Raw genomic sequence first — 11,907 nt, forward strand, 5'->3', positions numbered from 1 at the left:
ATGACGTGCTCTCTTCCGCTTTTCTAAAAGAACTCTCAAAAAAGAAAAGTGCTAGTTCAAAGGAAAAGAGCCAAATAAACGTTGATACAGAATCAGACAAGATAGCAGAGATTATTGCTAAAAAGTTGTTAGACTCTGTCGAAAAAAAAGTTGGATTTTAAACTAGTTCAACAATTCTAATAATATATATTCAGAGGTCTCTTCAAAAGAGACCTTTTTATTTTCTTAGAACTAAAAAGTACTTTATGAGCCGTATTATTTTATCTCTTTTCTTTTTTGTTATCCTAACCAAAGTTGGTCTAGCCCAACGGGAGCTTATCCACGCCTACCCTTCCAAATTGGGGTTCGATGAGGACTTCATCAACCAAAAAGTGGATTCCATTATGGAGATGGGCATCGATAGTCTGGCATTCCCTGGAGCGCAACTCTTGGTCGCCAAGAACGACACCATAATTTTCCATAAAGCATACGGTTTCCATACCTACGATAGCATTCAGCCCGTAGCTTTGAACGATATGTACGACTTGGCCTCAGTCACCAAAATTTCCGGGCCGTTGCCAGCTTTGATTAAGTTGGTGGACGAAGGCAAACTTGACCTGGACAAACCCTTCAGTACTTATTGGAAACCTTGGAAAAAAAGAAAAGACAAAAAAGACCTGACACTCCGGGAAATTCTGGCGCATCAAGCAGGTTTGATTCCATACATCGTCTTTTTACAGAAAGTGCTTCGGAAAAATGGCAAGATCAAAAAGAGGTTTGTTCACCTTTCATCCAACAAAAGATTTCAAGGGCAAGTATACGATGGACTCTACATCAACAATCGTTTTGAACGGAAAATGAACCGGATCATCAACCGATCCAAAGTCTCGGGTGAAAAGAAATACAAATACTCTGGACTCACTTTTCTGATTTTCCCCAGTTTGATCGAGCAGCTCACAGGAACCGATTATCAAACCTATTTGGATGAAAATTTCTATCAACCTTTAGGTTGTCATACTCTTGGATATCTCCCCAAGGAAAACCATTATGTGAATGCCATTGTTCCCACCGAAGTGGATTCTCTTTTTAGAAAAACCTTGGTAAAGGGTTGGGTACACGACGAAAATGCATCACTTAAGGGAGGTGTTTCTGGCAATGCAGGTTTGTTCGGCACAGCGGATGACTTGGCCAAGTTGATGCTCTTTTATCAAAATTTTGGCAATGTGGATGGCCAACAGCTTATTTCAGCAAAGACCGTAAAAGAATTTACCGAAGTGCAATATCCCGAAAACGAAAACCGCCGGGGATTAGGGTTTGACAAACCCTTGCTTGACAACCCAGAACTTCCGTTAGAGGAAGCCTATCCTTCCCCTTTGGCGAGCCCCAAAAGTTTTGGACATTCCGGTTTTACAGGAACCTTTGTATGGGCGGACCCAGAAAAAAAGCTCACTTTTATTTTTCTATCCAACCGAGTGTATCCGTCAAGGGACCATCGACAACTTTATGGTTTGAATATTCGAACGGCACTACAAGATGTCTTTTATCAGGCGGAAGGGTTATAGCTTGACTAGGGTTTCCAAAGGTTAAGAAATAGAGAAATTTCCTTCAAAACATCCCATTGCTTTATATTATTCTTTACATTTAAATGTTCCCCTAGTCATTTTAATCTTAAAACCTTTTGGATATGGATTTGACCAAGGCAATTATCTCCTCGATTTTTTTCATAGGCTGTTTTACAATTACAGCCCAAAATATCAACGGGGTGGTTATTGATTCAGAAACAAAAAAACCGCTAAAGGGTGTCAATATTTATCTCAAAAACAGTTCTGTCGGAACCGAAAGCGATGATGATGGTAAATGGTTTTTGGAAAATACCATAACGAAAGGTCCAATTCTATTCACACACTTGGGATACCATACATCCAGTTATGATCTAAAAGAATTTCTCGACAAACAAAGGGACACTATTTTCCTTATCCCAAAAGAGGAGCAGTTGGATGAGGTCAAAGTTGCTGGCCGCAGAAAGATGCGCGACAAAATCAAGGTGGAAAAACTTGCCCCAATGCATTATGCACTGACAGGTTTTGGGAGCACCATAGTTGATGGAAAAATTTATGTGATCGGAGGGGACCAATCCATAAACAATGATGATTTTAGAAAAGGTTTCGAACAACTTAGCGAGATGGATCCATCGCAGTTTTCAGACCCAATGGTATTTGCAAAAATGGCTCTGTCCCAAAGCACTTCCTGGGAATCCTATTCAGATAAGCTTCAGATTTATAATATTTCAAAGGATAGTTGGATTAAATCAAACACCGAGTTTTCAAAAAGGGCATACCACAGTATCGTTCCACTTAATGGAAAAATATACGTGATTGGAGGTAAGACTATTTCCGATAACGGTCTGTTTGAATATTTGGCCAATACCATAGACGTCTACGATATTGCCAAGGACACGGTCCTTGTGGACTATGTGAATCCACATCAAGCATCTAGCCCTTTGGGCATTGCCTATGGCAATGATATCTTGTTGATCGGCGGTTCCACAAAAATGACCAAAAATGACAAAAAGACATTTACCAACAAAATGCACTTTTACAACGTCACTTCGGGAAACTGGTACGAACTCGACAATATGCCTGTAGGTCTTGAAACCGATGGTGCTCTTGTGAACAACAAACTATATATAGCGGTCAATGACAAAAATGATAGAAAAATTCTTCATCAATTTGACCTTATCAATGGAAAATGGAAAAAACTGGAAGAATTGGAACTTTCTTTCGAAAACGCAAAATTCACTCAAGGAAATGGAATCCTTTATATCTATCAAAAGGAAATACTTTTCACTTACGACCCTAAATATGGGGAGTTGAAAAAGTATTTTTTAAGTGTGGATGCTGAAAACCCCAACATCCATTATTACAAAAACCATATTTATATATTGGGCGGAAAACAATCAAGGGATTTCTCTGACAAGACATCCAATGAAGTTTTTCGTATTGACCTTAAGGAATTACAATATACGAGACCTGTATCGACCACTACCCTTTGATTTGGTTGACAGAAATTTTTAATTGTTCCTTTTACGCATAGCATTATATTTTCTTAATCGCTATCTTGCTGATTCAGAATCATTCTATGGGACTACTGATATTTTATGCCCTTATTTCCATTTTCTTTTCATTTCTATGCTCCATTTTGGAGGCGGTGCTATTGAGTATTACCCCCACCTTTATCAATGTGAAAAAGCAAGAGGGGAAAGATTATGCCGCCACATTGGAAACCCTTAAAAAGGACGTTGACAAGCCACTGATCGCCATCCTTACCTTGAACACCATCGCTCATACCGTTGGTGCCATTTTGGTAGGGGTACAGGCAAAAGTTGCCTATGCTGAACTATATGGGAGCACGGAACGGGCCATTTTTGGTTTTACCTTGACCGAAGACCTTATGGTGGGAATCGTTTCAACCTTGATGACGATATTGATCCTAGTAGCTTCAGAGATCATCCCCAAGACCATAGGTGCCACTTTTTGGAAGCAGTTGGCCAACTTTACCAGCAAAGCATTGAACATTATGGTATTCATCCTAAAATGGACGGGGCTGTTATGGCTATTACAACTGTTCACCAAACTTGTTGGTGCCAAAGGAGAACACGGAAGCGTATTGAGCCGTGAAGATTTTAGCGCTATGACGGAAATTGCTCACGAGGAAGGTGTATTCAAGGAATCGGAATCCAAGATGATCAAAAACCTGCTCTATTTTGATGAAATACTGGCACGGGATGTAATGACACCAAGAACCGTAATGAAAGTGGCTTCTGAAGATATGCCCATTAAAGAATTTTTTGAAAAAAACAGACCCTTGCGCTTTTCCAGAATTCCATTGTACAAGGACCGGATGGACAACATTACTGGTTTCTTTCTAAAAGACGAACTATTGGAAGCCATCATCAATAAAAAGGGGAACGAAACCTTGGCCACTATCCGAAGGGAGTTATTGGTAACCAACAGAAGTAAATCCATAAACGACCTTTTCAAAAAATTTGTTCAGAAAAGAGAACACATTTCTTTGGTTGTCGACGAGTATGGATCAGTAAGCGGGTTGGTCACTATGGAAGATGTGATCGAAACCTTGCTCGGGTTCGAGATCATGGATGAAAGTGACAACGTGGAAGACCTTCAAAAGCTGGCTAGAAAGAACTGGCATGCCCGAGCAAAGCGATTGGGAATTATTGAAGATGAAGATGAAGTAGAGTGATGGAAATAGCTTACATACAGACACCTATAGGAACTGCGGAATTAAAAGGCGATGAATCTGGCCTCTCCTCCATTACTGTATTGGACAACAAAAAACCAAACGGTACAATTCCTGTGGTCCTAAAAGAAGCCGTTGAGCAATTTCAAGAATATTTTAATGGAAACCGAACGGTATTTGACCTTAAATTGAATCCATCTGGTACCGATTTCCAGAAGAGGGTCTGGGATGCCCTTTTAAAAATACCTTTTGGAAAAACCATTTCTTATTTGGAACTTTCCAAACAACTCGGTGACGTAAAGGCCATTCGTGCAGTAGCCTCGGCCAATGGCAAAAATCCACTTTGGATTGTGGTTCCCTGTCATCGTGTAATAGGAACCAACGGAGACCTCACAGGATATGCAGGTGGACTGCATAGAAAAAAATGGTTATTGGAACACGAGAGTCCTGCAAAGCAGACGACTCTTTTTTAATTGGCTACCATGCTTTATAAACTTAACCTGGAGCATATCCTTTTTTTGGATATCGAGACCGTACCCCAACAACAACATTTCTCCGATTTGGATGAAACCACCCAGCTTTTATGGGAACAAAAAACGCAATACCAGCGCAAAGACGAATTCACGCCCAAAGAATTTTATGATCGTGCGGGCATTTGGGCAGAGTTCGGTAAAATTATCTGCATCTCCGTAGGCTATTTTAAAATGAAAGGGGATGTAAGAACCTTTCGGGTCACTTCCTTTTCTGGAGACGAAACCCACATCCTAAAACAGTTCAAACAACTGCTTCAAGATCATTTTAGCCACGTAAAGCACCTTTTGTGCGCCCACAATGGCAAGGAGTTCGATTTCTCCTATATCGCCCGAAGAATGATCATAAACGGTATCAATTTGCCCTACAAACTAGATCTTTTCGGAAAAAAACCATGGGAAGTCCCCCATTTGGATACGATGGAACTATGGAAGTTCGGCGATTATAAACATTACACTTCCTTGAAACTCTTGGCCCATGTGCTCGGAATCCCATCTCCCAAAGAAGATATGGATGGCAGCATGGTAAAGGATGTGTTCTACAAGGAAAAGGATATCGATAGAATCATTACCTATTGCGAACTGGATGTAGTGACCACCGCCCAAGTTTTCTTGCGATTGCGAAATGAGGAACTTCTGAACAACGATGAAATTAAAAAAGTGTGAATTCAGATATCAGTAGTCAGAGAATGGTCACTTAGCGGAGTCGAAGCGACACGACGCCTTACCTGGCATTTGATTAGATAAGCCCCTATTCCTGCCGTGTTTAAATTGAACCCAAAAGCTTTGATTCCGTTAAAAACCTTCCATTTTCCCGATTGTTTGTTGCAGATTACCGTTCAACAGCACACAAAAATAGAGTGACCGTTCTGTTGTCATTAATTTCGATGAGTGGTCATGTTCAACTTACTATATTGCTTATTGAACCGGCACCAATTCCACGGATAATCGAACTTTCTCTGAAGATGTCCGAAATCTGATGTCTTGGTTCTCGACTGCGCTCGAACTGACACTGAACAAATTGTAATTCTGAACATCCCGATAACTATTCGGGATGAAAAAACCATTGATTATCGAAAGATTGAAACATTGGCACGAATTACACGAATTGACCCGAACTCTCTCTTGTCATTCCTGCGAAAGCTGGAATCCACTTTAAAGCCCAATGGATTCCACATCAGAATGACATCAAGCATTAGTTTTTATAAAATTTCGTGCTCTTGATGCCTCCATAATCCTGAACCACCAATACATACAATCCGGAAGCTAGTGAGGATACATTGATTGAACCTTCGGTCTTACCCTTTTTAATGGTGTTTCCAGATGTGCTCACGATGGAGAATTCGGCATCTTTGGACAACTCAGCATTTACATTTAAATAATCAACAGCAGGATTTGGATAAACTGATATGTTCAGTTCCTGTGGCACGGACATCGGAGCATTTTGAATCAATACGGTTTCCGCTCCGTTGAACTCGAATTCAATGGTTTCCGAAAACTCCGATACTGCATTCTCGGTACAAATGGAACGCACACGGGCTTCGTACACTTTGCCTACTTCCAAGGCAGCAAGCTCAAAAGTGTTCTCCCAAATCAACTCGCTTTGCCAGCCATCCACATCAATACTTTTATACTGCACTTCGAACAAGGTTTCTTCAGCTTCTTCCCATGAAAGGACAGTGCTCTCACTTGATGTATTTTCCAAGCCCAAACCAGAAGGGGCTTCAATGGAACAATTGGAGATCTGGGCGCCGGAAACTATCAACGAAAAATCCTGAAATCCATTTTTCAAGCTACCCTTATGCGAAATGGTAATTGTATAGACCCCTCTTGCATTCTCTACCTCTACGCGCTCAAAGGGATCAACTTTGTTGTCGCCCTTGGTTGCAGCGTTATTCACTTTGGCGGGATTCAGTTTCCAAGGGAAATGGGTTTCATCATTCTTAGTGATTCTAATATCCAAATCATTCACCAAAGCAGCTTTTGTACTGTTAAGGTCTCCTCGGTTCACATATTCGGATTCCGGGTCCGTCCAAGAAATGGATGCCATCAAAGGTTCATTTTCCATGGCCATTACGGTAATGGAGTAGGTTTCCCCTTCGGATAATGCTTCTTCATTGACCAAAGTGGTATATTCCTTATTTTGAAGTACTTCTGCCGCAGATTTTGCATTCATCACACCCCAACCCATTTTATAATCAGGCCCTTTGGCATCCACATCATCGGCAGTATGAAGCGCAAGCCCCTTTAAGGTGGCCGCTTTCATATAAGAACCGAAGAGCTCTTCGTGATACTGTTGCAACAACAAAAGGGATCCCGTAACCCCGGGAGCGGCCATGGAAGTTCCAGCAGAAACCTGATAACTGCTATTGGTAGCAGAGCTAGTGGAAAGAATATCCCCTCCATCTCCGGCAAGGTCCGGTTTTACACGCCCATCATCCACTGGGCCAAAACTACTGTACCCGGCCACCGACGCTTTTATCAAATCCCCATTGCCATCAATCTCCGTAATGGCTCCGGCAATGGTCAATCCGTTTTTTGTGGTGGTAAAGCCCAATAACAAATCAAACCCATCAGCGGTTTTGCCAAAATTCGGGGCTTCGTTATCATAAGATTTCTGGGCATTACCTGCAGCGGTCACCATCAGATAGTAAGGTGCGTTGTACATGATCCTGTCCCAATCTTGGGTAACCTTGATATACGAACCAAAATACCAATCGGGTACCCTGTCGGACAATATCCCATAGGAATGGTTGCTCAACAAAAGTCCATTGGCCGCAGCTTCGGCAACTTCAATTTTATCTCTGCTCCAATCGTGGGTCAAGGCTTGGGCTCCATATGCAACACCTCTGGCATTGGGTTCCACACCAGCGGAAATAAGGTTTCCCGTAACCAAAGTGGCATGCAAGCTTACCTCGTCCCCATTATCAGCATTTTTAGCACGGGCATCAAACTCTTGATGGGAAGATAGCGCAACACCGGAATCCCAAACACCAACTTCCATGTTGGCTCCCGTTAAGCCTAAATTCAATAGCCCTTTATCATAAAGTGTATGCGCCCTTGAAGTTTGTGATGCAGGGTCGCTAAGTGTGGTATAGTACAGTGGTGTACCGTCTGTACCGATATCCTTTAATGCTATTTGGGCACCATTGTTCTTCTGCTCTGTAGCCTTAAGCCCCTTGGACTTTATCAAATTACCTATTTGTTTGAGTTTGGATTGGTGCTCCATTTCCATTTGGGAAATAAAAGTGGACATTTTCCCTTGATCGTAGGAAAAACGAATTCGGTCTTTTGCATTTTGGGACTGGGCATGGACGGAAATCGCTCCTAAAAGCGAAACTAAAATGGAGAAGATCACTCCCTTGGCCCCTAAAGGAAATCTGTAGTCCATAATTAAGTTTAGGTAAGATTTGGACTACGAATATATAATTAGATGTAGTATTTATCGATAAAATTCCTACTTTATTCGATGAAATACATAGTGTATTACCTCTTTCTGTTGTGAAAATCCACTTTTATGTGGTGTAACTTTTTTCGTACAATTAAGATTTGTTTTCATCCAAAACAATATAAACGGGAAAGTGGTCGCTATAGCCACCCAAATATTTACTCCCCGCAAAGGTTCTGAATGGATTTCCCTTGTATCTTCCTTTCCATTCTTTTAGAAAACGAGGTGAGAATATCTTGGCCTTTACAAAACTATGAGTACCTACCTCAAAGTTCAAAAAACTGTGGGAGAGCAATATTTGGTCAAACAAACTCCATTCCCCCCTATAATTGGCACTTCCGGATACAGGGGACAATAGTTTTTTCATGGGATTGATGAATCTTCCGGTCTCCATAATTGTTTTTATACTTTCCGAATTGGGGTCATCGTTGAAATCGCCCATAATGATGATATTCGAGTTGTTCCCTTGGATTATTTCAATTTTTTGAAGGATAGTTTCCGCAGCCTTGATACGTTTATAACTGGTTTCTTCGGCCCTCTCCCTTCGGGATGGCCAATGGTTTACAAAAACATGGATTTCTTCTTGATGCAACTTGCCGTGTACGTACAAGATATCACGGGTAAGGTCCCTGTCCCCATTGGTGTTCTGTACCAACAAGGGAATGGTCTCGGCATCCAGCACGGAGAAGTGCTGTTTATCATAGATCAGTGCCGTGTCAATGCCTCGTTCATCTGGTGAATCAAAATGAATCACATCATAATCAAAATCCCGTAGTTTTTTGGTCTCCAACAGGTTTTCGATCACACCCTTGTTCTCCACTTCGGCCATACCCACCAAAACCGGGGGATACTCACTATCCTCCAATCCTATTTTCGATATTGCCCTGGAGATTTTCTTGACCTTCTTCCAAAACTTTGATTTATTCCATCTTCTAAAGCCCTTGGGAGTAAAATCATCATCCAGCAAATATGGATCGTTCTTCGTATCAAAAAAATTTTCGAGATTATAAAAGGCTATCGTATACCTATTTCCCTTTTTCTGCAAGATATCTGTTTCTTTAATAGTTCAATAGAAATGCCAAAGTACAAAAACAGCTTCCAAAACATTGTGTAGATTTGTACTTTAAACCCATTTGATGTTAGAAAATAAGTCAATAAACTATGAGAAGGTGGTACTCATTGGTGTAATGAACCAATACCAGAACGAGGACAAGGTAAAGGAGTACTTGGATGAGCTTGAATTTTTGACATACACTGCCGGTGGCGAAGTTGAAGAAAAATTTGTGCAACGGATAGATGTGCCCAATCCCAAAACCTATATCGGTAGTGGGAAAATGGAAGAGGTACGCAAATATGTGAAGGAGAACGAAATCGGATCCGTTATTTTTGATGATGAACTCTCCCCTGCACAGCAGAACAATATTGAAAAGCTGCTACGCTGCAAAGTACTGGACAGGACCAGCCTTATTCTGGACATATTTGCCCAAAGGGCAAAGACGAGTTATGCAAGAACACAGGTGGAACTCGCCCAATACGAATACCTATTGCCCAGATTGACCGGTCTGTGGACCCACTTGGAAAGGCAGCGAGGGGGTATTGGAATGCGTGGCCCCGGTGAGACGGAAATTGAAACGGATAGACGTATTGTTCGTGACCGAATTGCTTTGCTCAAAAAGAAACTTGCCAAAATAGACCGTCAAATGGAAACCCAACGGGGCAATCGCGGCTCTTTGGTCCGTGTAGCTTTGGTCGGGTATACCAATGTGGGGAAATCCACTTTGATGAACGTCATCAGTAAGAGTGATGTATTTGCGGAAAACAAGCTTTTTGCCACCTTGGACACCACCGTACGAAAAGTGGTCTTGGGCAACCTTCCTTTTTTGTTGAGTGACACAGTAGGATTCATCAGGAAACTGCCCACCCAATTGGTGGAAAGTTTTAAAAGTACCTTGGACGAGGTTCGCGAAGCTGACCTATTGCTTCATGTAGTGGATATTTCACATCCCAATTTCGAAGAGCATATCGACTCGGTAAATAAAATCCTGGATGAAATCGAAAGCAAGGATAAACCTTGCATCATGGTCTTCAACAAAATAGATCAGTACATTCCGGAAACCATCGATGAGGACGACTTGGTAACAGAACGCACAAAAGCGCATTTCACATTGGAGGAGTGGAAAAAAACGTATTTCAACAAACTTGGGGACAAAGCGCTATTTATCTCTGCCTTGAACAAGGAAAACATTGACGAATTTAGAAAGCGTGTGTACGATGCCGTACGTGACATTCATGTAACCCGCTTTCCGTACAACAACTTTTTGTACCCAGAGCATTTGGATGAGTACTAGACCTTTCCAATTTCTTCGGTAAACTGCAAACACCTATTCCGTTCACAACATATTTGGACCAGTTCACAACAAAAGTTTAGGGAGTGACCACAGATGACCTACTTTCACACTGTTTTTAAGTCATTTTAGTGTCAAACGCAGATCTTATGGATCTTAACCTACTTAGACCATGGTCTTAAAAACACAGAAAAACATTTTTCACCCCACAAAAAAGCCCTCGATAATGAGGGCTTTTTTTGTAGACTTCATTCGCTTCTTAAAACTTATAGCTCAATCCCAAGGTCCAGTACGTTTGTAGTTCATTATCAATCGTATCGAACGTAGCATCAGGGTTTGGAGTTGGCGCATTGTTCACAATGTAGTTCAAGGTTTCCTGCTTGTTGTTCCGCAGCCCAAAATCGAATCCAACACCTATCATTTTCCATAAGGTATAGCTAAAAGAGTTGGTCCAGGTCCAGTTGCTCAAGTCACTGCTCTCATAACTCTGGAACATGGAAAGATTACTTTTAAAGCTAACGGAACCTATTTGCTTGGTATAATCTGCAACAATCTTAGCACCCAATGATGATTCAAAGATGGTATCTTCGCTACTGAACACGAAATTGTAGTTGAGCGGATGCATTACAACCACCAAATCTGGAATGGGCGTCCACGTAGCACCTACACCAAGATCAAGATAACCTGGATCGTTAAAGTTGCTCAATATAGTGGTTCGATATTCCGCCAAGGCTGAAATAGCAAACTTCTCGCTCAGTTTTCTACCATACAATGATGATATATTGAAAACATCTGTAGCTTGACGAAAGCTATCATCATCGGTTGGGTCATCTTTATCGTCCAGTTTGACCCAAGACAGGTTGAGATTGGCCGCATTTCTCCAGAAAAACTTTTCTTCTTGAAGATTGGCAAAAGCATTTACGGTAAATCCGATATTCCCTGATGAGTTGTTGGGTATTCCCTGTGCAAACCAGTTATTGAACTGGGATACACTCCCACCAATGGTTCCGAACGCACCGATTTTCCAACCTGGCAAAGCATCCAGTTTTGCTTGAAGCGCATCAACCCTTTTTTGAATGGCAGCAATGGAATCCTTTTTGGGGGCGATTTGTGCCTTGAGTTCTTCCCCGGTCTGTGCCATGGCTGACGATAGGGCAAAGAAAGCCATAGCGGCAAAAAGTAGTTTTTTCATAGTATGGAGTTTACTGTTTAGAACCGCAAAAGTAAGAAATGTCACGTCTTTTTATAATCGAACAAACAATTTAGAGCCCACAAGCGATAAATATTAAACATAACCACCCACCAGACCACTGCCTACTGACATACTGCCTACTGACCAGTCCATCTT

At 41.5% G+C, this 11,907-nt stretch carries 9 protein-coding genes; 6 read left to right on the forward strand and 3 right to left on the reverse strand.

Going from position 1 to position 11,907, the window contains the following annotated elements; translation table 11 throughout:
* Window positions 1-245: 245 nt before the first annotated feature.
* The 5 genes from PY092_RS00800 to PY092_RS00820 all read left to right on the forward strand — a co-directional run bounded on the left by PY092_RS00800 (window position 246) and on the right by PY092_RS00820 (window position 5,432).
* Entirely contained in the window at window positions 246-1,541 is a 1,296-nt protein-coding gene (locus tag PY092_RS00800; RefSeq protein WP_275613957.1) for a serine hydrolase domain-containing protein, read from the forward strand.
* 122 nt (window positions 1,542-1,663) lie between these two features.
* Window positions 1,664-3,031 (forward strand): carboxypeptidase-like regulatory domain-containing protein, encoded by a 1,368-nt coding sequence (locus PY092_RS00805; protein WP_275613958.1) that lies wholly within the window; start codon window positions 1,664-1,666, stop codon window positions 3,029-3,031.
* 86 nt (window positions 3,032-3,117) lie between these two features.
* On the forward strand, window positions 3,118-4,239 hold the full coding sequence (locus PY092_RS00810; RefSeq protein WP_275613959.1) for a CNNM domain-containing protein: 1,122 nt from the start codon (window positions 3,118-3,120) through the stop codon (window positions 4,237-4,239).
* Window positions 4,239-4,709 (forward strand): methylated-DNA--[protein]-cysteine S-methyltransferase, encoded by a 471-nt coding sequence (locus tag PY092_RS00815; RefSeq protein ID WP_275613960.1) that lies wholly within the window; start codon window positions 4,239-4,241, stop codon window positions 4,707-4,709. Before PY092_RS00810 ends, PY092_RS00815 begins: the two co-directional genes overlap by 1 nt.
* A gap of 9 nt (window positions 4,710-4,718) precedes the next feature.
* Window positions 4,719-5,432 carry a 3'-5' exonuclease gene (locus tag PY092_RS00820; protein ID WP_275613961.1) on the forward strand — a complete coding sequence of 238 codons (714 nt, stop codon included), beginning with the start codon at window positions 4,719-4,721 and terminating at the stop codon, window positions 5,430-5,432.
* A gap of 529 nt (window positions 5,433-5,961) precedes the next feature.
* On the opposite strand, the gene PY092_RS00825 is transcribed toward PY092_RS00820, so the two are convergent.
* Both PY092_RS00825 and PY092_RS00830 read right to left on the reverse strand, forming a co-directional pair.
* Complete coding sequence (locus PY092_RS00825; protein ID WP_275613962.1) at window positions 5,962-8,157, reverse strand: S8 family serine peptidase; 2,196 nt, start codon at window positions 8,155-8,157, stop codon at window positions 5,962-5,964.
* Between the two features lie 151 nt (window positions 8,158-8,308).
* Window positions 8,309-9,259, reverse strand: a complete 951-nt coding sequence (locus PY092_RS00830; RefSeq protein ID WP_275613963.1) for an endonuclease/exonuclease/phosphatase family protein — start codon at window positions 9,257-9,259, stop codon at window positions 8,309-8,311.
* A gap of 91 nt (window positions 9,260-9,350) precedes the next feature.
* Here PY092_RS00830 and hflX point away from each other — a divergent pair, with 91 nt between their 5' ends.
* A complete protein-coding gene (gene hflX, locus PY092_RS00835; protein WP_275613964.1) occupies window positions 9,351-10,562 on the forward strand; it encodes a GTPase HflX in 1,212 nt (403 codons plus the stop codon).
* Window positions 10,563-10,818: 256 nt separating this feature from the next.
* Here the strand turns inward: hflX and PY092_RS00840 are convergent, their stop codons facing one another.
* Window positions 10,819-11,751 (reverse strand): DUF3078 domain-containing protein, encoded by a 933-nt coding sequence (locus tag PY092_RS00840; RefSeq protein ID WP_275613965.1) that lies wholly within the window; start codon window positions 11,749-11,751, stop codon window positions 10,819-10,821.
* Between the last annotated feature and the right edge of the window lie 156 nt (window positions 11,752-11,907).

Source organism: Flagellimonas yonaguniensis (assembly GCF_029193885.1).
GTDB classification, from domain to species: Bacteria; Bacteroidota; Bacteroidia; order Flavobacteriales; family Flavobacteriaceae; genus Flagellimonas; species Flagellimonas yonaguniensis.

What these genes read in the sequence shown, in the direction of transcription:
- PY092_RS00800 (WP_275613957.1), top strand. Translation starts at nt 246, where the DNA reads ATGAGCCGTATTATTTTATCTCTTTTCTTTTTTGTTATCCTAACCAAA.
- PY092_RS00805 (WP_275613958.1), top strand. Translation starts at nt 1,664, where the DNA reads ATGGATTTGACCAAGGCAATTATCTCCTCGATTTTTTTCATAGGCTGT.
- PY092_RS00810 (WP_275613959.1), top strand. Translation starts at nt 3,118, where the DNA reads ATGGGACTACTGATATTTTATGCCCTTATTTCCATTTTCTTTTCATTT.
- PY092_RS00815 (WP_275613960.1), top strand. Translation starts at nt 4,239, where the DNA reads ATGGAAATAGCTTACATACAGACACCTATAGGAACTGCGGAATTAAAA.
- PY092_RS00820 (WP_275613961.1), top strand. Translation starts at nt 4,719, where the DNA reads ATGCTTTATAAACTTAACCTGGAGCATATCCTTTTTTTGGATATCGAG.
- PY092_RS00825 (WP_275613962.1), bottom strand. Translation starts at nt 8,157, where the DNA reads ATGGACTACAGATTTCCTTTAGGGGCCAAGGGAGTGATCTTCTCCATT.
- hflX (WP_275613964.1), top strand. Translation starts at nt 9,351, where the DNA reads ATGTTAGAAAATAAGTCAATAAACTATGAGAAGGTGGTACTCATTGGT.
- PY092_RS00840 (WP_275613965.1), bottom strand. Translation starts at nt 11,751, where the DNA reads ATGAAAAAACTACTTTTTGCCGCTATGGCTTTCTTTGCCCTATCGTCA.